The sequence below is a fragment of the Mesorhizobium sp. genome, from assembly GCF_004963255.1.
Lineage (GTDB): Bacteria > Pseudomonadota > Alphaproteobacteria > Rhizobiales > Rhizobiaceae > Mesorhizobium.
The window spans coordinates 102663-124992 of the sequence record NZ_SUGA01000012.1 but is presented as its reverse complement, the minus strand read 5'-3'; the positions used below and the strand labels follow the sequence as shown (position 1 = coordinate 124992).

Sequence of the window (22330 nt, the reverse complement as noted above, 5' to 3'; positions counted from 1 at the left end):
AAACGGACGAAACCATGATCTACGAATTGCGCATCTATGACTGCCTGCCGGGCCGGCTGCCGGCTTTGCTCAAGCGCTTTTCCGAGCAGACGCTGGCCATCTGGGAGAGGCATGGCATCCGCCAAGCCGGGTTTTTCACCACCGTGATCGGTGAAAACAACAATCGCCTCACCTATTTCCTGGCCTGGGAGTCGCTGGCCGAGCGTGAGGCGAAATGGACGGCTTTCGTCACCGATCCGGCATGGCACAGGGCCCGGGACGAATCTGAGCGCGACGGGCAGATCGTTGCCAATATCAGCAGCCAGCTGCTCACGCCGACAGCTTTCTCGTCTGTGAAATAGGACTGCGCCATGAAGATCACCGACCTGCGCTGCGCTGTCATCGGCAAGCACCCGATCGTCCGCGTCGTGACCGACGAGGGGCTCTATGGGCTTGGCGAAGTCGAATACACAAAGACCTACCTGAAACCCTTCGTGCTGCATTTCCGCGAGGCGCTGATCGGGGAGGACCCGACCGATGTCGAGCGCGTGATGCTGAAGATCCGCCAGCGCGGCTCGTTCAAACCCTATGGCGCGGCAGTGAGCGCTATCGAGCACGCGCTGTGGGACATTGCCGGCAAGGCCGCGGGCGTGCCGGTCTACAAGCTGCTTGGCGGCAAGGTGCGCGACAAGGTGCGCGTCTATAACGGCTCGATCCGCCGCAAGCGTACGGGTGACCGGCCGGAGGATTACGCCGCCGACGTCAAATGGATGATGGAGCAGCCGCAGAACTTCTTCATGGTCAAGCAGGGAATCTCGTTCCACTCCAACATGAAGGACTCCATCGAGGGTTTCCATTACGGCGTGACGCAGAAGAAGGCCGGCTATCACGGAGCCATGGATCAGGGCGTGATCAGCGAGCGCGGTTTCAATCACATGCTCGACTGCGTGGCGGCGATGAAGGAAGTGCTGGGCGACAAGGTCAGCCTGGCGCTCGACTGCGGGCCGGGCTGGATGTTGCCCGACGCGATCAAATTCGCCCGCGCCGTCGAGCAGTACAATCTGATGTGGCTCGAGGACATGCTCACCGGCGACTATGTGCCCTGGGTCAATCCGCAGGCCTATCGCGAGCTGACCACCTCCACCTCGACGCCGATCCACACCGGCGAACAGATCTACCTGCGGCACAATTTCAAGGAGCTGATCGAGACGCAGGCGGTGCGGGTCATCGGTCCCGATCCGGCCGACATCGGCGGCATTGCCGAACTCAAATGGGTCGCCGAGCACGCCTACATGCACTCGATCCTGATGGCGCCGCACGGCACCGCGAACGGCCTGCTCGGCCTTGGTGCGCTGATCAATGTCTGCGCCACCTTGCCCGCGAACTACATCGCCTTCGAATATCCGAGCGCCTCCGACCCGTGGTGGGAGGATCTGGTGATCGGCCTGCCGAAACAGATCGTGAAGGACAGCATGGTGGACCTGCTGGAGGCGCCGGGGCTCGGCCTCGACATCGACGCCGAGGCGGCGAGAAAATACCTCAAGGAAGAGGATGCGGGCTTCTTCGACTAACCTTGTCGCCGCTCGCATTTGAGCGACAGGCAGTGAGCTGACCCTTAAGGATCAGCTCACTGTGTCCGCCAGTCATGCTCTTGCCGGAACCCGAGGACGTCGCGCAGCTTCCGGTTCGAGATCGGTCCCTCGAATGCGTCCATGGCGCGGGTGACCGGTATGTCGGGCGCATGCTTCCTGAGAAACTCCGCCGTCGGTAATTCAGACACGATGTTGTCGTTGACGGCGTTGAATATCTGGAAGCCCAGGCCGTCCTTCTCGACGCACAGGTCGACGATCTGGCCAAGATCGCGCGCGTCCATGTAGGTCCAGGCGTCGCGCCTCCGCTTCGACGGATTGGCCAGGAATTCCGGAAAGCGGGCATAGTCCTTCGGTTCCACGACGCCGCCGATCCGCAGCGCATAGATGTCGGCTCCTGTGCGGGAGGCGAAAGAGCGCGCGATCTTCTCGCCCAGCAATTTGGAAAGGCCGTAGCTGTCGGTCGGATCGGCGTCGTAATCCTCATCCACTGGGAAGGATGAGAAGTCGCGTTCGCCTTCGGCAAAACAGATGCCGTAGACCGTCTCGCTGGAGGCCGTGACGATCTTGCGGATGCCGAGCTTGGTGGCGGCCTCGATCACATTGTAGGTCGACTGCACATTGGCGGCGAACATGGCGTTGTCCGGCCGCAGGAATATTCGTGGCAGCGCCGCGAAATGGATGACTGCATCGACCGGGGCGCGGCCCTTGCCGCCAAAATACTCACTGAACCCGAAATGCAGCGTCAGCGCATTGTAGGCCTCGCCCGCGTCCGCAAGGTTGGTGATGACAGTGTCGACGCCCGGCACGTCCAGCGGCGTCAGGTCGAGGTTGAGGACCTCATGCCCGCGCTTGAGCAGGTAAGGTATGACGTGACGGCCGATCTTGCCGCTGCCGCCGGTGAAGACGATCCGCTTGCCCATGGCTTCCTCCGAGCGAATTTGTTTGATCGAGCAGCGAGCCGGCCGGTCGCGCGCTATTCAAATATGCCGAAGCCGGGCACGGCATGTTTGTGGACGCCCTCCATGTTGAGCTCGACGCCGATGCCTGGCACGTCAGGCACCGCGATGTGGCCGTCTTCGACGATGGACTTGGCGCCGTTCGGCAAGCGGACATAGCTGTCCCAGGCGTCGCGTTCCTCCAGCGCGTGCCATTCCAGCACCAGGAAGTTCGGGACGCTGGCGCAGACATGGCAGGTCGCCATCGTGCCCAGCGGCGTCGACACCAGATGCGGCGCGAAGGGCACGTAATACATCTCGGCGAGGTTCGCGATCTTGCGGCTTTCGGCAAGGCCACCGCATTTCGGCACGTCGGGCATGACGACGTCGGCGCCGTAGTTCTGGAACAGCTCGCGAAAGCCCCAGCGCAGATAGAGGTTTTCGCCGACGCAGATCGGCGTCTTGGTCCGCATGCGGATCTGCTTCAGGGCCTCGACATTTTCCGCCGGGATCGGCTCTTCGAGCCACAGAAGATTGAAGCGCTCCATCTCGGCCGCGATGCGGCTCGCGCTGAGCACATCATAGCGCGCATGCAGGTCGATGCAGAGATCGATGTCGGGGCCGGCCGCTTCGCGCACCGCTGCAACGCGCTCGATCATGAAGCGCAGCTCGGCGCCGTTGATGGTGTGGTTCACCGCATCGAACTTGCCCGGGTGGCGCAGATTATCGATGTCGAATTTCAGCGCCGTGAAACCTTCCGCAACCATGCGGCGGGCGCGAGCCGCGCATCCCTGCGGCGATCCCGATTCATCGTCGCCGTCGCCGCAATCGGCATAGAGCCTAATGCGGTCGCGGAACTTGCCGCCGAACATACGGTAAAGCGGCTGGCCGGCGGCTTTCGCCGCCACGTCCCACAGCGCCATTTCGAGCCCGGTGAGGGCGATGAGAAAGATGCCGGCCTGCGCGCCGGAGAAGACATGATCGCGGCGGATCTTGTCCCAGCAATATTCGACATTGCGCGGATCCTGGCCGATCAGTTCGGATTTCAGCTCCGAGATCAGCCCGACGATCGCGGCCGCGCCCGCATCGGGGTTGGCTTCGCCATAGCCGGAGATGCCGGCGTCCGTATCGATCCGGATGAGGGTCGCCTTGCCGTGATAGGCGACGACCGCCGTTTTGATGTCCACGATCTTCATCGGATCCCTCTCCCCGTGATGGCGCGCGCTTACAAGCGCAGAATTCTGCCTATGGAAAACTTGTCTAATAAGCATACAAGAACGGACAATGTGCCGTAAACCCCCTTCTGTGGATTTTGCATGGGCGGACATTTCGAGGCGCTGCTTGTCATTGTTTTGCTTGGGAAATTCAGAGGCGTGGCCCAAGAATCCAGAAACTCAAACTTCACACTTGTTAGACGAGTATATAAGCGTATAAATTGGGTGACCGCAGAGCTATGGCTCATGCGTGTCGTCAATCGGGAGGAACAGGATGCAACAGCGACAGCTCGGATCGTCGCCGGTGAAGGTATCGGAAATCGGGCTCGGGACTTGGGGGATGTCCGGCGCGTTTTGGGGCGCGGCTGACGACGAAGAGTCGATCCGGGTGATCAGACGCGCGCTTGATCTCGGCATCACGCTGATCGACACGGCCGAAGCCTATGGACACGGCCATGCCGAGGAAGTCGTCGGACAGGCGCTGGCCGGCCGCCGCGACAAGGCCGTGATCGCGACCAAGGTCGCGCCCAATCATCTCGAACCCGCCGCGATCGAGGCGGCGCTCGACGGTTCGCTGAAGCGCATGCAGACGGACCATGTCGACGTCTATTTCGTCCACTGGCCGAATTCGGATTTTCCGATCGGCCCGACCATGGAGATGATGGAGCGGCTGCGCGCGTCGGGGCGGATCAAGGCGGTCGGCGTCTCGAATTTCAGCATCGCCGACATGGACAGCGCCCGTCAGCACGGCGTCATCGACGTGCTGCAGCCGCCCTACAACATGCTGTGGCGCGAGGTCGAGGCCGAGACGCTGCCCTATTGCCGCGAGCACAATATCGGCGTCATGCCATACAGCGGTCTCGCCCAAGGACTGCTCACCGGAACGCTGTCAACGGACACCAAGTTCGTCGAGGGCGATGAGCGGCGCACGACGGTGCTGTTCCAGCCGGGCACCTACGAGCGGGCGGTGAATGCCGTCGATCTGCTTAAGCCGATCGCGGCGCGCTACGGCAAGACGGTTCCGCAGCTTGCGATACAGTGGCTCACCAGCAGGCCAGGCGTCAGCTCGCCGCTGGTCGGCGCCCGCACCGTCAAGGAGCTGGAGGAGAACGTCGAGAGCGCCGGCTGGACGATTTCGGACGCGGACATCGCCGCCATCGACAGGATTACCGCGCCCATCTGGGCGGAAATCAAGGACAAGGGCGACATGTTCGGTTTCCGCGCACGCCAGCGCCAGGAACAACGAGCGAAGAGAGCCTAGTTCACTTCTGCGGGATTGCTCACGTGTCCTCCCGGCACGCTGCGGCGCGGCCAGCGCAAATGCTGGCTGCGCCGCTTCTTCAGCGCGGCAGGCCGACCGCGGTGGTTTTCTTGAGGTGCCGGCGCATCGCTTCCTCGGCCCGCTTTTCGTCGCGCGCCACGAGCGCCTCGTAGATCGCCCTGTGCATTTCGGTTGCGGAGGGCAGCGCATGAGGCATCTGGTTGCTGATGCGCCTGCTCGCCATCTGCCACCACCGGGACGAATACATGAAACGGTCGAGAATCCTGTTCTGCGCCGCCCGGCAAATCTCCATGTGGAAATCGAGGTCGAGCTTCAGATAGGCGTCCGGATTGTTCTCGCTGGCCGACATCGCCGCCAGCAAAGTGCCAAGGCGTTCGAGATTTTCCTTGGTCATGTGCTTGGCCGCGATGGCGGCGATGGCCGGTTCGATGATGATCCGGGTCGCATGCGCTTCGGCCAGAATCTCGCGCATCTGCTCATGCGGCAGCCAGTCGATGAGCAGTGGGCTGAGATAGTCCCACTCCTCAGCTGGACGCAGCACCACGCGCCGCCCTTGAGCGATCTCGATCATATCGAGCGACGCCAGGATCTTCAGCGCCTCCCGCGCGACCGCACGCGAGACTCCGAATTCCTGCAGGATCTGCTGTTCCGACGGCCCCTGGGCGCCGGCGACACCGCTGCCGGCGATGCGCCGCGCCAGCACACCAGCCACCTGCTTGGGCAAAGTTTGAAGCTTGACCTCAACGGTATCCATCACTAACATCCACTTGTCTGATAAGCTTATAGGCTGATAGCTAGATATGCAGTCAACTTATCTCATAAAAATGCTCACTAGCCTATAACACGGCCTGCGGAAAGGGATCGAGGCGGTGTTGAGCCGCCGTTCCCCGTTGCCGCCGGTGTCGAGATCACGATCGATACGCCTCGCAACTGAGCGAGGCGTGTTGGAGCGCAAGTGCCGATCGCCCGGAGGCTCGCAAGCGTCGTTCGGGAACCAATCCACGCAGTCTGGCGGCGGGAGGAGCACGCCGCTGGCTGCCGAGGCTGAAAGTCGTCGGCCGTCCCTGGATGGACCGACCAATCAAACCAGGAGGAGATTGTGATGTCCGGAAACTTATCGAGACGCAAATTCCTGGCCGCGAGCGCGGCGGTGACGGCCGGCTCGCTTGCCGCGCCGTGGGTTGCCAGGGCGGACGCTAAAGAGATCACCGCATTGCTGATCACGGGCGGCCCGCTCTATCCCAAATATTGGGAGAAGATCGTTCAGGACTTCACCGCCAAGACCGGCATCAAGGTTCGCTATGACCTCCTGGAATTCACGCCCTTGACGGCGAAGGTGGTCACTTTGAGCGCGGCGCGGTCGAGCCAGTACGATGTCTACAGCACCCACACGGCGCAGATCGATTCCTACTTCAACCATTTCGCGCCGCTGAACAGCTATTTCAGTGACGCCGAGCTGGCGGACTTCTATCCCGTCGCGGTCAAATATTTGCGCGATCCCAAGACCGGAAATCTGGCCGCGATTCCGCGCAACATGGATGCGCGCGTTCAGTATTACCGCAGCGACATCTACCAGGAGAAAGGCCTGAAGCCGGCCGAGACGTGGGAAGAACTCGTCGATGTCGGCCTGAAACTCACCGGCAACGGTCACTATGGCCTTGTCGTGCCGGGGCAGGGCGACCCTGCCCAGCGCACCTTCAGCGACCTGCTCTGGCAGGCTGGCGGCGACTGGGTCGACCAGGCCAACAAGCCGGCCTTCAATTCCGAAGCCGGCATCAAGGCGCTCACCTTCTATCGCGATCTGATCCAGAAGCACAAAATCGTCCCGCCCGACGCCGTCGGCTATCAATGGAACGAGAACTCGACCGAATTCTCGTCCGGCACGGTCTATGCCACTTTCGATTGGCCGGGCGCCTTCGCCACTCTGTCCAATCCGGAAACCTCGCGCGTCGTCGGCAAATGGTCGACGGCGCCCTATGTGCGGGACAAGGCGGCGATCTCATGCGCCATCTCCCATGCCATGGCGCTCAATGGCCAATCCGGCCGCAAGGAAGCCGCCGTCGAGTTCATTAAATACACGGTCAGCACCGACGCCCAGCGGCTGCAGTTCGACCAGTTCACCAACTTCCCGAGCAGCCAGAGCCTGGCCAAGGAAGTGATCGCCGCGGCCAAGGGCCCGCAGGCGACTTGGCTGCAGCAGCTGGAGACGACGATCGCCAACGGCAAGGAATGGCCGAAGCTTGCCGGCTTCTCGAAGGTCTGCACCTTGATGTTCTCGGCCATCGAGCAAGCCCTGTCCGACCAGGCTTCCCCCGCCGACTCGCTTAATCAGGCGGCGAAGGAAGCGGAAGAGACCATGCGCAGGGCCGGAGCTTACGATTGAGCATGGCGCCCATTGCGCAGGCTCCGGTGACAGGGCGCCGGCGACGTTCGCCGCTGCCCTACACCTGGCAGAGAGGATACCTGTTGGCCAGCCCGGCGCTTCTCGTCATGCTGGCCATCCTCATCTATCCGCTCGGATACTCCTTCATCATGAGCTTCTTCCGCTGGGACCTGAGCGGCTCGGCGCCATTCATCGGAACGGGAAACTACACCGACGAGCTGTTAGGCCGACAGTTCAACCAGGCGCTGCGAAACCAGACCATTTTCAGCGTCGTTTCCATCACGATCGAAGTGGTGGCCGGCATGGCGATCGCGGTGCTCGTCAACGGCAAATTGCGCGGCATGCGCCTTGCACGCACCTTGCTTCTGGTCCCGCCGATGATCGCGCCCGCCGTCGTCGGCCTGAACTTCCGCTGGCTGTTCAACACCCAGTACGGGCTGGTCGACGCGCTGCTGCGCATCTTCAACCTGCCTGACATTCCGTGGCTCACCCATCCGGCCTGGGCGCTCATCTCGGTGATCGTCGCCGATGTCTGGCAGAACACGCCGTTGATGGTTCTCCTGTTCCTTGCCGGCCTGCAGTCCCTGCCGCAGGAGCCGCTGGAGGCGGCCACCGTGGACGGCGCCACGCCATGGCAGCGCTTCTGGCATATCGTGCTGCCGCTGATGCGCCCGGTGATCATGATCGCGCTGATGCTGCGCATCATCGACACGTTCCGCACCTTCGATGTCGTCTGGCTGATGACGCAGGGCGGACCGGGCGGCGCCACCAACCTGCTCACGGTCTATTCCTACCTGCTGGCGTTTCAGGCGGTGGATTTCGGACACGCGGCGGCGGTCTCCTACATCGCGCTGGGCATGTCGCTGTTCGTGCTCGGCCTGCTCTACGGGGTGCCGTGGCTCATTGCGAAACGGAGGGCGATATGACCGAAGCCGTCATCGTCGGCGCACGTTCCGTGCCAAAGCGCCGGCGCCGCCGGTTCACGGCGGCGATCGCCGGTCAGTATTTGGCGCTGGTCCTGACCGTCGCGCTCACCGTCTTTCCGCTGGTGTGGCTGTTCCTGACCTCGATCCGCAGCTCGGCCGACATCTTCTCGGTTCCGGTGCACATCATCCCCGAGACCGCGACGCTGACGCAGTATGTCGCGGTCTTCGCCCAGTACGACACGATGGGCTATGTCTGGAACACCGTCATCGTCTCGGTGGCGACGGTCGTCCTCGTCCATCTGCTGGCGATACCCTGCGCCTATGCGCTGTCGCGCTTCAGGATGCCGGGCGCCATGCTGATCTTCGGGCTGCTTTTGATCATGCGCATGATCCCGGTCATCGCGCTCGCGATTCCGCTCTTCGCCGTGTTCGCCGCCATGGGCCTGCTCGACACCATTTGGGCGCTGATCCTCAGCCATACGGCAGCCAAGCTCCCTGTCGCCATCTGGCTGCTTCTGGGCTTCATCCAGGATGTGCCGAAGGAGATCGAGGAGGCCGCCCAATCGGACGGCGCCGGCACCGTGCGCACGCTGGTCCAGATCGTCGCGCCGCTGATTGCGCCGGGCATCGGCGCCAGCGCCGTGATCACCTTCCTCTTCACCTGGAACGACCTGCTGCTCGCGCTAACGCTGACCTCAAGCAAGGCGGCGCAGACACTGCCCGTCGGGCTCACCAATTTCGTCTCGCAGTACGGCATCGACTGGGGCGCCATGTCGGCTGCCGGCGTGCTCATGGTCATCCCGACTTTGGTGTTCGTCTGGTTTGCCCAGGGGCTGCTGGTCAAAGGCCTGACGACCGGTGCGGTTCGCGGTTGAACGGCTGGAACGATGGTTGAACGCAACTGAGTGACGATCGATGAGGCTTGCGCCACAGCGCAGATTGGAGGAACGGAATGCAAGCTGACCAGATACCGGCGATACCGGACATTTCCCGGCCGCCACGAGAACTGGTCGACGCGCTGGCGGCGATCGGTTCGGCGACGCTGGCCAGCGAGCTCTACCACAAGATGGGCATTCGTGATCCGCAAATCCGTGGCCCGCGTCCCTTGCGTTCCGGCAGCACGGCGGCGGGGCCGGCGCTCACGCTCCAATGCATGCCGAAGCGCGAGGATCTGTACAACGAGACGGAATATGAGGAGCCGGAGCGGCAACTGCACCGCCACGTGCTTTATCCCACACAGCCGGGCGACATGGTGGTGGTCGACGCCCGCGGCGATCTGGGCAGCGGCATCTTCGGCGAGATGATGCTGACCTATTTTGCCGGGCGTGGCGGCGCCGGCGTCGTTGTCGACGGCTGCATTCGCGATTCCGCTCAGGCGGCGGCGCTCGATATCGGCATCTGGGTAAGAGGCGTCACGCCGAATTTCCATGCCCAGACCAACATCGTTCCCTTCGCCGTCAACGTTCCGATCGCCTGCTCGAACGTGCTGGTCATCCCCGGCGACATCATCGTCGCCGACGACGACGGCGTGGTCGTCGTGCCGGTCGCGCTTGCCCCCAGACTGGTCGAGCTCGCCGGCGCGCATATCGAGTGGGAGGAGTTTTCGCGCGCGCGGCTCGCGCAAGGCGGAGACCTGCGGAAATATTATCCGTTGAGCCCCGAGGGCGAGGCCGAATACCGCGCATGGCGGCAGGCCCAGGGCAAATGAGCCGCGCCGGTACGGGAGAAGAATAGGTGTCCGCAATCGAGATAGAACAACTCGGCAAGAGCTTCGGCGCGGTGGAAGTCCTGCGCGACGTCAACATCGAAATCGCCAGCGGCGAGTTCGTGGTCCTGGTCGGTCCGTCAGGCTGCGGCAAGTCAACGCTGCTGCGCATCATCGCGGGGCTCGAAGAGCATACGACTGGTGAGATCCGCATCGGCGGGCGCGTCGTCGACGAGATGCCGGCCAAGTCGCGCGACATAGCCATGGTGTTCCAGAGCTACGCGCTCTATCCGCATATGAGCGTGGCCGACAATATGAGCTTCGCGCTTCGGCTGGCCAAGGTTCCCAGGGAGGAGATCGTCTCCAGGGTGAAGGCGGCTGCCGAAATCCTCGGTCTGCAGGACCTGCTCGGCCGCATGCCGCGTCAGCTGTCCGGCGGCCAGCGCCAGCGTGTCGCGATGGGTCGCGCGATCGTGCGCGCGCCCTCGGCCTTCCTGTTCGACGAGCCGCTCAGCAATCTCGACGCCAAGCTGCGCGTGAAGATGCGTGCCGAGATCAAGAAGCTGCACCAGCGGCTCGGCCGCACCAGCATCTACGTCACACATGACCAGACCGAGGCGATGACGCTCGCCGACCGCATCGTGGTCCTGAACAAGGGCCGCATCGAACAGATCGGCACCCCTTCCGAGCTCTACGAGAAACCGGCCAATCTGTTCGTCGCGGGCTTTATCGGCTCCCCGGAAATGAATCTCATCGAAGGTCGCGTCGACAACGGCGCGTTCGAAGCCGGTTCGGGCCTTCGCCTGCCATTGCCCAAAGGTCTGGAGTTCCACGGTGCACAAGAGGTGATTTACGGGATCCGTCCCCAGCACATCATCGTCGGCGGCGACCATGCGAGGGCAAGCGTCCAGGTGGTGGAGCCGACAGGAGAGGCTCAGGAACTGACGTTGAGGACAAGCGGGGTCGAGCTCGTGGCCGAAGTTCGGGATCGCCCGCCGTTCAAGCCCGATCAAGAGGTTGGGTTGGAGGCGATGGTTTCGAAGGTCCACCTGTTCGACGCGCGAAATGGCATGAGGATAAATCGGGACGAACTCGTCAGAGGGTAGGGGGAACTGCTCGCCCGTGGAGCTCGAGTTTAAGCGGCCGAGGCCGCGAATGGGTGCACTCGGCCGGATCGCGCGCGACCAATGGCGGCCGAACCAGCTCAGCCGACCGGGCCGGCTGAGCTCGCGTTCCGAGGGTTGCAGCCGCGGCGCCTCAGGCCTGCTTTTCATAATCAATGACGATGCGGCCCTGGATGTCGCCCCTGTGCATGCGGGAGAAGATGTCGTTGATGCTCTCGAGCTGTTCGGTCTCGATTGTCGCCCTGACCTTGCCGTCCCCCGCAAAGTCCAGCGCTTCCTGCAGGTCGAGCCGTGTCCCGACGATCGAACCGCGGACGGTCACGCCGTTGAGCACGGTATCGAAGATCGACAGTGGGAAATCGCCTGGCGGCAGACCGTTGAGCGACACCGTCCCTCCGCGGCCGACCATTTCCGAGCGCCTGCTCGAAGGCTTTCGGCGACACGGCGGTGACAAGAACCCCCTGGGCGCCGCCGACCTCCTTCTTGACGAAGGCGGCGGGATCGGCCTGGCGGGCGTTGACGGCCAGCGCGGCGCCGAGGCGTTTGGCGAGGTCGAGCTTCGCATCGTCGATGTCGACGGCAATGACGTTCAGCCCCATCGCCTTCGCATATTGAACCGCCAGGTGGCCGAGCCCGCCGATACCCGAGATCACCACCCAGTCGCCAGGCTTGGTGTCCGTGACCTTGAGGCCCTTGTAGACGGTGACGCCCGCGCACAGGATCGGCGCGATCTCCGTGAATGATATGTTGCCCGGCAGATGGCCGACATAATCGGGATCGGCAAGGACGTATTCGGCAAAGCTGCCGTTCACCGAATAACCGGTGTTCTGCTGCTCCTCGCAAAGCGTTTCCCACCCGCCGAGACAATGTCTGCAGTGGCCGCAGGCGGTATAGAGCCAGGGCAAGCCGACGCGATCGCCTTCCTTGACGTGCTTGACGCTCGATCCAACCGCCACGACGTGCCCGACACCCTCATGTCCGGGAATGAAGGGCGGCTTGGGCTTCACCGGCCAATCGCCTTCGGCGGCGTGCAGATCGGTGTGGCACACGCCGGTGGCCGCGATCTTGACGAGGATCTGGCCGGCTCCGGGCGTCGGCACCGGAACCTCTTCGATCACGAGAGGCTTGCCGAACTGGCGAACGACGGCGGCTTTCATAGTCTTGGCCATAGGAATACTCCTGGGTTGTGAGTGGATCCTATTTCAGGAACTGGCGGAAGCGCCCGAGCGAGAACGCAAACAGGAGCGCGCTGATGACCAGCAGCGCCACGAGCTGCGGCCACACGACATCGAGGCCCGCACCGCGGAACAGCACCGCCTGTGCCAGCATGACGAAATGCGTGTTGGGCGCTGCGAACATGATGGCCTGGATGGGGAGGGGCATGCTCTCGCGCGGCGTGACGCCGCCGGACAGCACCTGCAAGGGCAGAAGCACCATCATCAGCAGCAGGCCGAATTGCGGCATGGACCCGGCGACGGTGGCAAGGAATATCCCGAGGCAGGTCATGGCGACTATGTCGAGCGCCGCGCCCACCATGAACAGCGTGATCGATCCATTGATGGGGACCGACAGCAGTCCCTGGATGACGAAGACGAGCGCAAGGCCGGATGCTGCAAGCACAACGATGCTCATCGACCAGATCTTGCTCGTCATGATCTCGAACGGGGTGACGGGCATCACCAGGAGATGCTCGATCGTACCGTGCTCGCGCTCGCGTATCAGCGCCGCGCCGGTGAGCACGATCGACAGCATGGTGATGGAGGAAATCGCGTCGGTGATGGCGCCGAACCAGCCCTTGTTGAGTTCGGGGTTGAAGCGCGCCCGCAGGTCGAGGTCGACGGGCAGGGAGGCCTCGGCACGGTAGTGGTCGAGGAATTCGTTCACTTCTCCGGAAACGATCGACTGGATATAGCCTCCGCCGGTAAAGGCCTGCGACATCCGGGTGGCGTCGACGTTGAGCTGAACCGTCGGCGAGCGGCCGGCCAGCAGATCGCGCTGGAAGTTCGGCGGAATATCCAGCGCGAAAGTATCCATGCCTGAATCCATCCGACGGTCCATCTCGGGCTGGGAGATGAGCAACGGTGCGGTGAAGTAAGGCGGATAAAATGCCGTGACGATACGCGACGAGACCGGCGACTGATCCTCGTCGACGATGGCGATCGGAGCGTGATTGAGCGTCTCGGGCATCGCCTTCGAGGCGGTGTAGATGGCGGCGGTGAAGGCATAGACGATCAGCACGAGCATCATCGGGTCCCGCATGAGACCGCGCAGTTCCTTTATGCCGAGATTGTATATGTTGGCGATGCGCATCAGCGGGCCTGTTTTTTCAAGAACGCCGCTCCAAGGCCGAGCAGCACCGGAATGGCGACGAGTAGCGGCACGAACGCGCCGGACAGGTCGGCAAAACTGAGCGCCTTGGAAAAGACGCCGCGCGAGATCGTCACGAAATAGGTGGTCGGATAGATCCGGCCGACGAATGCGCCCACGCCCTGGAGCGACGACACCGGGTCGATCATGCCCGAATATTGGGTGGCGGGGATCATGGTGATCAGCGCGGTTCCGAAGATTGCCGCGATCTGGCTGCTCATGAAGGTCGACAGGAAAAGCCCCATTGCCGTCGTGGCCGTGACATAGACAAGGGCGGCGGCGGCAAAGGCCGGAAGGCTGCCGGTCAGCGGCACGCCGAAGAGGAAGACGGCGAAGCCTGTCAGCAGCACGAAGTTGAGCATCGCGAGGGCGACATAGGGAATCTGCTTGCCGATCAGGAACTCCAGCCGGGTGACGGGCGTGACGTAGAAATTGATGATGGAGCCGAGCTCCTTCTCCCGCACCACGCTGAGCACCGCCAGCATCGCCGGGATCAGCAGCAGAAGCATCGGGATAACCGCCGGAACGATGGCATCGAGACTTCGGACGTCGGGATTGTAGCGGTAGCGGATGTCGAGCTGGAAGGCGCTGGCGGTGGCGGCGTCGCCATAGAGTTCACGCGCCTTCTGCGTCAGCCAGCCGGCATGCATTCCCGAAACATAGCCTTGCACGGTTTCGGCCCGTGTCGGCATGGCGCCGTCGATCCAGGCGCCGATCGTGACGTCGCGGCCGCGCGCGAGGTCGCGCCCGAAGCCGGGCGGGATTTCGATCGCGAGGCTGAGTTCCCCGTCCTCCATGCGCCGGTCGAGATCGGCATAGTCGATGATCGGCGCCTTCTCGGTGAAATAGCGCGAGCCGGCGATCTGCAGCACATAGTCCCGGCTGATCGTCGTGTCGTCGTGATCGAGGACGGCGAAGGAGAGGTTTTCGACGTCCATGTTGATGCCGTAGCCGACGACGAACATCAGGATGAGGCTGCCGACGGTCGCCAGCGTGGCCCGGATCGGATCGCGCAAGAGTTCAAGCGCCTCGCGCCGCGTGTAGGCGAACATGCGGCGCAAATCGAATGAACGGCCTGTGCCGCGCCTGCCAGGACGACTGGTCGGCGCTTCCGGGACCGGCATCGTCCCGGCCGCCACGCTCGGCGTTTCTGCCTGCGTGCCTGTCGCCTCCTCGAGATATCCGACGAAGGCTTCCTCCAGCGTTGCCGCCGACCGGCTTTTGACGATCGCGGCAGGCGTGTCGCTGACCAGGACCCTGCCGGCATGCATGAGCGAGATGCGATCGCAGCGTTCCGCCTCGTTCATGAAGTGCGTGGACACGAAGATCGTCACGTTGCGCTTGCGCGAGAGGTCGGCAAGAATCCGCCAGAAGCCGTCGCGGGCAACCGGGTCGACGCCGGAGGTCGGCTCGTCGAGGATCAGTATCTCCGGAGAATGGATCATCGCCACAGCCAGCGACAGCCGCTGGCGGATGCCGAGCGGGAGCGCTTCGGGTAGCGTGTCGACATTGGCGGCGAGGCCGAATTGCTGCGCGACCTCCTCGACCCGGGGCGGGATCGCCGCATCGGTCATGCCGAAGAGACGGGCATGGAGCTCGAGATTCTGCCGGACCGTCAGCTCGGAGTAGAGCGAGAACCCTTGCGACATGTAGCCGACGCGCCGACGCACCTCGATGTCGCGGGTGTCGATCTCGCGCCCGAACAGCCGTGCCTTGCCCTTGGACGGCTCAAGCAGTCCGGTCAGCATCTTCATCGTGGTCGTCTTGCCGCAGCCGTTCGATCCGAGGAAACCGAAGATCTCGCCGCGGCCTATGCGGAAGCTCACGTCGTCGACGGCGGTGAAATCGCCGAAGTGCATGGTGAGGTGTTCGGCCTCGATGGCAGGTTCGCTGTCGGCGTCGGCGGGCCGCGGAGGGATCACCACGGCCTCGTGGCTGTCCCGCTTCTCCGGCGGGAGAAGGGCTATGAAGGCGGCGTCCAGGTCGGGCGCGCCGGTTCTTTCGAGCAGGTCGGCCGGGGTTCCGGAGGCGAGCACGCGGCCCGCGTCCATGGCCACCAGCCAGTCGAAGCGCGCGGCCTCTTCCATATAGGCCGTGGCGATGATGACGCTCATGCCCTCGCGACCCTTGCGGATCTCGCCGACCAGTTCCCAGAACTGGCGGCGCGACAACGGGTCGACGCCGGTGGTCGGCTCGTCCAGGATCAGGAGGTCCGGATCGTGGATGAGGGCGCAGCACAGGCCAAGCTTCTGCTTCATGCCGCCCGAAAGCTTGCCGGCCTGCCGCTCGGCGAAAGGCGCCAGCCCCGTTCGCTTCAGAAGCTCGCCGATGCGGCGCTCGCGCTCGCGCCGATCATGCCCGAACAGGCGGCCGAAGAAATCGATGTTGTCGAAGACCGACAGCGTCGGATAGAGGTTCTTGCCCAGGCCTTGCGGCATATAGGCGATCCTGGGGTAGGCGCTCTGCCGGTGGCCGAGATCGGCCATGTCGCCGCCCAGCACCTCGACATGCCCCTGCTGGATCGTCCGTGCTCCGGCAATCAGGGAAAGCAGGCTGGATTTGCCGACGCCGTCCGGCCCGATCAGGCCAACCATGCGGCCGGCCGAGAAATCGAGCGTTATGGCATCGAGGGCCCTGACCTTTGCGTAAGCGTGGCCGACATTCTCCAGCCGTGCCACGTAGCTTGACGGAAGGGCCGCGCCGGCGTCCGGCCGCGCGTTCATTGCACGAGCTTTCCCTTGAGGCTCGCCGGCCATTCGGCCTGGGGATCGAGCCGCACATAGGCCACGCCGGGCAGGCCGGTCTTCACCTGCTGGATATATTTGCGGAGCAGCTCCGGTGCGATGTGCGCCTTGATCCGGAACATGAGTTTCAGGCGCTCCTCCTCCGTTTCGACCGTCTTGGGCGTGAACTGCGCGACGTCCGCGACGAAGGTCACCTTGGCGGGGATGATGTATTGCGGCGCCGCGTCGAGCACGAGGCGCACATCGGAGCCGATCGCGACACGTCCCGCCTGCGCGGTCGACAGGAAGAAGGTCATGTAGACATCGCCGAGGTCGACGAGGTTGAGCACGCGCCCACCGCCCGCCAGCACCTCTCCGGGCTCCGCCACGCGGAACTGGATGCGCCCGTCACGCGGCGACGCCAGCGTGGCGTCGCCGATATCGGCGTCGATGCTTTCGATCGCGGCCTGCGCCGCATCGACCGCGGCCTTGGCATCGACCACCTGCGCCCGCGCGGCGTTGATGGCTGCTTCACTGGCGGCGAGCTGGGCCTGCGCGGCGGCGACGGCGGCTTTCGCGCTCTGCTCGGCCGCGCGGTCGTTGTCCAGGACCTGCTGGGAGACGGTGTTGTTGACCGCAAGCTGCTGCGAGCGCGCCAGGGTCCGATCGGCGGCGTCGAGCTCGGCTTCGCGCTGCGCGACGACAGCGCCGGCCGCCTTCTTTTCAGCCTCGCGCTGCGTCACCAGGCTGCCAGCGGTCTCGACCCCGATGGTGGCGCGCTGAAACTGCGCCTCGGCCTGACGGCGCTGCGCCTCGAGCTGTGCTGTGTCCATGCGGGCAAGCATCTGGCCGGCCTTGACGAAATCGCCTTCGCCGACAAGGATTTCCTTGATCCGCCCCGCCGCCTTCGTCGAGACGTCGATTTCGACCGCCTCGATACGGCCATTGCCGCTGGCGATGCCTTCCGGCAGTTGCCCGTCCTTGGAGCGCTGCCACGCATAGTAGCCGCCTGCTCCGATGGCGATCAGGGCGCCGAGGATCAGCCATCGCGGGGAAACCTTCATAGCCGGCCTCCTGCGTTGCGCGACCCGTCCGGTTCGGCTGGCGTCAGGAACGACCCTTCGGCATAAACCGGTGCCGGAGACACCGGCCCCGAAGCGGAGAAGGGAAGGATCCTTGCCGAGGCAATCTCCCGCTGCCAGGCGCCGATCTGTTCGGCGCTTAAGGTAATGCCGTCCATGTCAGGGGAACTCCGTTCAGGCTGCCAAGTTGGCGCGACCAAAACAGAGACCGGCTGCGGCGACCTTGATCCACATCAATTATGGGGGAAGGGTCCGCTGTGAGCGTCGGGCCTGGAGCAATTTCAGCAAAAGTGTGACGCGGGTTTCCGTCAGGAATTGCGACAAAACCAGAGCCCGCGCCCTTCGCATTAAGCCAATGCAATATGGCGACGACGATGCCGTCTTGAGGGCAGTCGAGCGGAGCTGTTCGGCGGCCGCAACGTCAGACAAATCGCGGGAAAGCGTCCGCATCGGGCGCGTTCGCCCAGCTCTGCAATGTCTGTCCGCCGTCGAGAAGCCAGTCGACGCCGGTGACGTGGCGCGCATCGTCCGAAGCCAGGAAGGCCACGGCGGCGGCGACATCCTCGGGCTGGCCGATACGGCGCAGCGGAATGCGGTCGGCGAAACGGCGAATGCCGGCTTCATAGGCTGCCTGGTCCTGCGCCGGCACGCCGAGCCGGGTCTCGATGACGCCGGGGCAAATCGCGTTGACGCGAATGCCATAGGCGGCGGCGTCGAGGGCCGCGATCCTGGTCAGGCCGACCACGCCGTGCTTGGTCGAGGCATAGCCGGCGCCGCCGGACAGCACGTCCCAGCCGGCCATGGACGAGCCCATATTGACCACCGATCCCTTGATCTTGCCCGCGATCATGGTCGCCAGCGTCGCGCGCAGGACGTAGAACATGCCGTTGAGGTTGATGCCGACGATGCGTTGCCAGTCCTCGGTGCTCAGCTCGTGGACCGGCGCGACCTTTCCGGAAATGCCGGCATTGTTGAACAGCACATCGATCCGGCCGAAGCGCGTAACCACCGCCGTGACCATAGCGTCCACCGCCACGGGTTCGGCGACGTCCACCGCGAAGGCTTCGGCGCGGTCGCCAAAGGTCGCGGCCAGGGCCTGAGCACGAGGCCCGTCGAGATCGGCGACGGCGACTGTAGCGCCTTCTTCGACGAAGCGGCGCACCGCCGCGGAGCCGATGGCGCCGGCGGCGCCCGTCACCAGAACGATCTTGTCCTTGAAGCGCATCTCTTGTCTCCGATAGCCAGATGCCGGTCAGCGATAGTCGCGCCATGAGAAGCGCGGCTCGAATCCCAGCGCCGCTTTGGCCGCCGAGGTGTCGATGAAGGCGGCGTTGCCATCCAGCGGGCGCCTGATCGGAACGTCCGGATAGGCTTGCGCCGCGAGCGTTGCGCTGGGCACGTCCATATAGCTGTCGGCCGCGCTCAGAAAGACGCGCAGATGCGCGTCCGCCGGCCTTTCGACCGCCGCGACGAAGGCAGAGGCGGCATCCCGCGCGTCGAGATAGGCCCAAAGGTCGCGGGCGGCATCTGCCTGCTCCCGGCGCGGCCCGACGGCGGCTTGAAAGCTTTCCGGTGTCTGGATCCAGGGCATGCGCAGGCTCACGGCGGAAAACGCGCCGCGCCGCACCATGGCCTCGACCATCTCCTCGCCGAGCCACTTGGTCGTCGCGTAGACGTCCTGTGGCGCGGCGGGGTGGCCTTCGTCGACCGGCAGATAGGGCGGCACGACAGGTTGCTCGAAGAAGGGATAGCCCAGGACGCTGAAGGAGGACGCATAGACGAAGCGGCCTATCCCCATCAGCCGCGCCGCCTCGGTTACAGCATACATCGCGGCCATGTTGATGCGGAAGACATCCGCCGCCGCCCGCCCGGTCGGTCGCGGAATGGCGGCGATGTGCACCAGCGCCTGACAGCCCTTCACCAACTCGCAGACAGTTGCGAGATCCGTCGCGTCCGCGCTCACATGCCGCCACGCCGAGCCGCCTGGCGGCGGAGCCAGGTCCAGGCCGATGACGTCATGCCCCGCCTCGGCAAGCGCCGCGGCGACATGGCGGCCGAGCAGGCCGCTCGATCCCGTAACCAGGATGCCGCTCATGCCGCGGCCTCATTGAGCGCTCTTGCCGGGAGCGCCTTGATGATGCGTTCGGCAAGTTCGAGATCGTCAAGCCCGCCCTGAAGCGGCGTGAGCGGCATTGCCTCGCCACGCACACAGGCGATGAAATGCTGCCATTGGCGGCGGAAGGCGGTCTCCGGCGTGCCGGGTAGGATGCGCTCGCTCGGGCCTTCGCCCGCGGCTTCGCGCAGGCGCACGATGGCGGCGGCGTTGCGCACATACGGGTTCTGGAAGTCGATGCGCACCTCGTCAGCCTCGCCGTGGACTGTCATCCATTCGTCCCACCATTCATATTGCGCCCCGAACGCGACTTCCAGCAGCGCCGGCACGCGATCGGCAAAGCCCAGCACCGCCATCAGATGGGTGGGGCCGACCGCCTGCGCGTAGGATACGGTCTCGGCCACGCCGAATGCGCCGCGCAGCACGGCGAGGTCATGGCTGCCGAGCATCAGCAGCGTCATATAGAGATCGGCATAGGCTGTGTGTCCGCAGCCCAGCATCGTCGCGACGCGACCGGCCACCTCCTGCTGACCGGCCTTGATCAGGGCGGCGTCGACATCCTGGCCGCGCAGCTGGGTGTAGAGCTGCTGATAGCGGTCGAAGCGGCCGGCGAAATCATGCACCTGGATCATCTTTGGCCGGCCGATCGCCGCGATCTTCTCCAAGGCGAGCCTGTAGCCGGGATCATAGAGCTTCATGTAGCCGACCAGGGCTGTCAATCCGCTGGCAGTGGCCGCGGCCACCAGCGGGCGCGCCTCCTGCGCCGTGAAGGCCAGCGGCTTCTCCACGATGAAGTGCTTGCCCGCCTCGATGGCTGCCCGCACCACCGGTCCGTGGTCGAAGGTGCATATCACCACCGCGTCGACCGCCGGATCGCGAAACAGGTCGTGATAGTCGCGGTAGCGCGCCGCGACGCCGTAGTGATCGCCGAGGCCGTCGAGCACGCTTCGCGACAGGTCGCAGAGCGCGGCGATCTTGAGCTGCGGCAATTCGTGAATGATCGGCAGATGCATGAGCTGCGCGATTTCCCCGCAACCGATGACGCCGATGCCCAGCGGGCGCGTTTGGGGTGCGCTCATCGCAATCTCCGTTCAGGACTTTACCGCGCCGGCGGTCAGGCCGGCGATGAAATGCCGCTGCATCAAGAGGAACACCGCGATGACCGGCAGCGTCGTCAGTGTGAGCGCGGCGAAATACAGGTTCCACATCGAGCCGTATTGCTGAAAGAAGGCGACGAGGCCGAGCGGGATCGTCTGCACCGACGGCTCGCGCAGCAACAGGAAGGCAAGGAAGAAGTCGTTCCAGATCTCGATGAAGGCGAAGATGGTGACCAGCGCGATGCCCGGGCGGATGAGCGGCAGCATCACATGCCACAGCGTCTGCAGCCGGCTCGCGCCGTCCATGCGGGCGGCATCCTCCAGTTCCATCGGCAGCGTCAGGAAGAAGCTGCGCATGATGAAGATGGAAAGCGGCAATGTCGACGCGGCATGGATGATGGCGATACCGACACGGCTGTTGACGAGCCCAAGGTCGCGCGCCGTCATGAAGAGCGGGATCGCCATCACCTGCGGCGGCACCAGCATTGCGGCGACGATGAACGCGATGACGACGTTGCGGCCGCGGAACCTGATCCGCGACAGCGCGTAGGCCGCGGGCGTGGCCGCGAGCACGAGAAGCAGCAGCGCGCCGGCGGTGATGCTCGCCGAGTTGAAGATGCGGGCCCCCATGCCGGAAATCGTCCAGGCTTCCGCATAGTTCGACCACAGAAGCTGTGTAGGTGGTCCCCAGACATTGGTGATCACCTCTTCCTTCGACTTGAAGGAGCCGAACAGAACCCAGATCAGCGGATAGAGCGTTTCGATCAGGACAAGCGCGAGCAGGCCGTAGACGAGGACCAGTTCGCCAATGCTTTGGCCGAAGATGGCGCGGCGCCGCCACCGCATCGGAACGGAGGCGGCTTTGCCGATCGTGACGGCAGGGGCGGGCGCCGCCATCGTCACAGCTCCACCCTGGAGCGGCGCATGAGCGCCAACAACGCCACGCAACAGAGGCCGACGATCAGGAACAGCGTGAAGCCCATGGCGCTCGCATAGCCCATATTGCCGTCCTGGAAGGCGGTCTTGACCATCAAGGTCATCACCACTTCGGTGGCATGGTTGGGACCGCCCTGGGTTAGCACCTGCACGATGTCGAAGTTGCGCACGAAAGCACCCGAGAGGCCGAGGATGACGTTGATCAGCACCACCGGCATCATCAGCGGCAAGGTTATGTGGCGGAAGCGGTGAAACGCATTGGCGCCGTCGATGCGCGCCGCTTCGTATAGCTCGGCCGGAATGGTCTGCAGACCTGCGAGATAGATCACCGCGTGGAAGCCCAGCCACTTCCAGATGTCGACCGCAACGATGGCGTAGAGGGCGATCTCGGCATCGCCCAGCCAGGAGCGCTTCAGGCCGGCGAGCCCGGCAAGGTCCAAGGCCGCGTTGAGCAGGCCGAACACCGGATTATAGATCCATGACCATAGCAGGCCGGTCGCGGCAAAGGACAGCGTGACGGGGATGAAGACGGCGGCGCGGATCGGTCCGCGAAGAAACAGCGCGCGGTCGAGCAGCAGCGCGAGCCCCATGCCAAAGCCGTTCTTGAAGACCAGGATGAGGGCGACGAAGATCAGGTTGTTGATGAGCGCGCCCTGGAACAGTCCGTCGCCGAAGAGCCGGGCGTAGTTGGCGAAGCCGACGAAGACCGGCGCGGAAAAACCGTCCCAGCGTGTCGCGCTGATCCACAGGCCGCGCAGGAACGGCCAGACGAAGAAGAGGCCGAGAAGCAGAGCAGCGGGAGCGACCATGAGGGCGGCGGCGAAAGCATCGCCGCCCATCGCTTCTTTACGCCGCGCGCTGGCCGCCATGTC

The 22330-nt window shown here is 64.1% G+C and carries 20 protein-coding genes and 1 pseudogene; 8 read left to right on the top strand and 13 right to left on the bottom strand.

Annotated elements, in window-relative coordinates; genetic code table 11:
* Positions 1–14 precede the first annotated feature (14 nt).
* Both E5X34_RS15655 and E5X34_RS15650 read left to right on the top strand, forming a co-directional pair.
* Positions 15–341, top strand: a complete 327-nt coding sequence (locus tag E5X34_RS15655) for an NIPSNAP family protein (RefSeq protein WP_292566277.1) — start codon at positions 15–17, stop codon at positions 339–341.
* Between the two features lie 9 nt (positions 342–350).
* Positions 351–1550, top strand: coding sequence for a mandelate racemase/muconate lactonizing enzyme family protein (locus tag E5X34_RS15650; protein ID WP_292566274.1), 1200 nt, complete (start codon positions 351–353; stop codon positions 1548–1550).
* A 56-nt stretch (positions 1551–1606) separates the two neighbouring features.
* Here E5X34_RS15650 and E5X34_RS15645 read toward each other — a convergent pair whose 3' ends face one another.
* Both E5X34_RS15645 and E5X34_RS15640 read right to left on the bottom strand, forming a co-directional pair.
* Positions 1607–2491: an NAD(P)-dependent oxidoreductase gene (locus E5X34_RS15645; protein ID WP_292566271.1), complete on the bottom strand. Its 885-nt coding sequence runs from the start codon at positions 2489–2491 to the stop codon at positions 1607–1609.
* Between the two features lie 53 nt (positions 2492–2544).
* Positions 2545–3702: a mandelate racemase/muconate lactonizing enzyme family protein gene (locus tag E5X34_RS15640; RefSeq protein ID WP_292566268.1), complete on the bottom strand. Its 1158-nt coding sequence runs from the start codon at positions 3700–3702 to the stop codon at positions 2545–2547.
* 292 nt (positions 3703–3994) lie between these two features.
* Here E5X34_RS15640 and E5X34_RS15635 point away from each other — a divergent pair, with 292 nt between their 5' ends.
* Positions 3995–4981, top strand: coding sequence for an aldo/keto reductase (locus E5X34_RS15635; protein ID WP_292566266.1), 987 nt, complete (start codon positions 3995–3997; stop codon positions 4979–4981).
* 79 nt (positions 4982–5060) lie between these two features.
* Here E5X34_RS15635 and E5X34_RS15630 read toward each other — a convergent pair whose 3' ends face one another.
* Complete coding sequence (locus tag E5X34_RS15630; protein ID WP_292566263.1) at positions 5061–5756, bottom strand: FCD domain-containing protein; 696 nt, start codon at positions 5754–5756, stop codon at positions 5061–5063.
* A 348-nt stretch (positions 5757–6104) separates the two neighbouring features.
* Between E5X34_RS15630 and E5X34_RS15625 the strand changes: the two genes are divergently transcribed.
* The 5 genes from E5X34_RS15625 (at position 6105) to ugpC (ending at position 11122) form a co-directional block, all read left to right on the top strand.
* The gene (locus E5X34_RS15625) at positions 6105–7385 is read left to right on the top strand and encodes a sugar ABC transporter substrate-binding protein (protein ID WP_292566260.1); all 1281 of its coding nucleotides are present in this window, start codon (positions 6105–6107) and stop codon (positions 7383–7385) included.
* Between the two features lie 2 nt (positions 7386–7387).
* The gene (locus E5X34_RS15620; RefSeq protein ID WP_292566308.1) at positions 7388–8311 is read left to right on the top strand and encodes a sugar ABC transporter permease; all 924 of its coding nucleotides are present in this window, start codon (positions 7388–7390) and stop codon (positions 8309–8311) included.
* Positions 8308–9186, top strand: coding sequence for a carbohydrate ABC transporter permease (locus E5X34_RS15615; protein WP_292566257.1), 879 nt, complete (start codon positions 8308–8310; stop codon positions 9184–9186). The genes E5X34_RS15620 and E5X34_RS15615 overlap by 4 nt, the downstream gene beginning before the upstream one ends.
* Before the next feature lie 92 nt (positions 9187–9278).
* Positions 9279–10019 (top strand): ribonuclease activity regulator RraA, encoded by a 741-nt coding sequence (locus tag E5X34_RS15610; protein ID WP_189343333.1) that lies wholly within the window; start codon positions 9279–9281, stop codon positions 10017–10019.
* A gap of 26 nt (positions 10020–10045) precedes the next feature.
* Positions 10046–11122, top strand: a complete 1077-nt coding sequence (gene ugpC, locus E5X34_RS15605; RefSeq protein WP_292566254.1) for a sn-glycerol-3-phosphate ABC transporter ATP-binding protein UgpC — start codon at positions 10046–10048, stop codon at positions 11120–11122.
* 151 nt (positions 11123–11273) lie between these two features.
* Here ugpC and adhP read toward each other — a convergent pair.
* From adhP to E5X34_RS15555, 10 genes and pseudogenes are all read right to left on the bottom strand, one after another.
* Positions 11274–12309 (bottom strand): annotated as a pseudogene (gene adhP, locus E5X34_RS15600) (alcohol dehydrogenase AdhP).
* Positions 12310–12337: 28 nt separating this feature from the next.
* Positions 12338–13450 carry an ABC transporter permease gene (locus E5X34_RS15595; protein WP_292566252.1) on the bottom strand — a complete coding sequence of 371 codons (1113 nt, stop codon included), beginning with the start codon at positions 13448–13450 and terminating at the stop codon, positions 12338–12340.
* Complete coding sequence (gene rbbA, locus E5X34_RS15590; RefSeq protein ID WP_292566249.1) at positions 13450–16230, bottom strand: ribosome-associated ATPase/putative transporter RbbA; 2781 nt, start codon at positions 16228–16230, stop codon at positions 13450–13452. Before rbbA ends, E5X34_RS15595 begins: the two co-directional genes overlap by 1 nt.
* Positions 16227–17294 carry an HlyD family efflux transporter periplasmic adaptor subunit gene (locus E5X34_RS15585; protein ID WP_292566246.1) on the bottom strand — a complete coding sequence of 356 codons (1068 nt, stop codon included), beginning with the start codon at positions 17292–17294 and terminating at the stop codon, positions 16227–16229. The genes rbbA and E5X34_RS15585 overlap by 4 nt, the downstream gene beginning before the upstream one ends.
* Positions 17291–17470 (bottom strand): hypothetical protein, encoded by a 180-nt coding sequence (locus E5X34_RS15580; protein ID WP_292566244.1) that lies wholly within the window; start codon positions 17468–17470, stop codon positions 17291–17293. The genes E5X34_RS15585 and E5X34_RS15580 overlap by 4 nt, the downstream gene beginning before the upstream one ends.
* Positions 17471–17733: 263 nt before the next feature.
* The gene (locus E5X34_RS15575) at positions 17734–18537 is read right to left on the bottom strand and encodes an SDR family NAD(P)-dependent oxidoreductase (RefSeq protein WP_292566241.1); all 804 of its coding nucleotides are present in this window, start codon (positions 18535–18537) and stop codon (positions 17734–17736) included.
* Between the two features lie 27 nt (positions 18538–18564).
* Positions 18565–19407: an NAD(P)-dependent oxidoreductase gene (locus tag E5X34_RS15570; protein ID WP_292566238.1), complete on the bottom strand. Its 843-nt coding sequence runs from the start codon at positions 19405–19407 to the stop codon at positions 18565–18567.
* Positions 19404–20504 carry a Gfo/Idh/MocA family oxidoreductase gene (locus E5X34_RS15565; protein WP_292566234.1) on the bottom strand — a complete coding sequence of 367 codons (1101 nt, stop codon included), beginning with the start codon at positions 20502–20504 and terminating at the stop codon, positions 19404–19406. Before E5X34_RS15565 ends, E5X34_RS15570 begins: the two co-directional genes overlap by 4 nt.
* A 12-nt stretch (positions 20505–20516) precedes the next feature.
* Positions 20517–21419, bottom strand: a complete 903-nt coding sequence (locus tag E5X34_RS15560) for a carbohydrate ABC transporter permease (RefSeq protein WP_292566231.1) — start codon at positions 21417–21419, stop codon at positions 20517–20519.
* Between the two features lie 2 nt (positions 21420–21421).
* Positions 21422–22327, bottom strand: a complete 906-nt coding sequence (locus E5X34_RS15555) for a sugar ABC transporter permease (protein ID WP_292566228.1) — start codon at positions 22325–22327, stop codon at positions 21422–21424.
* Positions 22328–22330 lie beyond the last annotated feature (3 nt).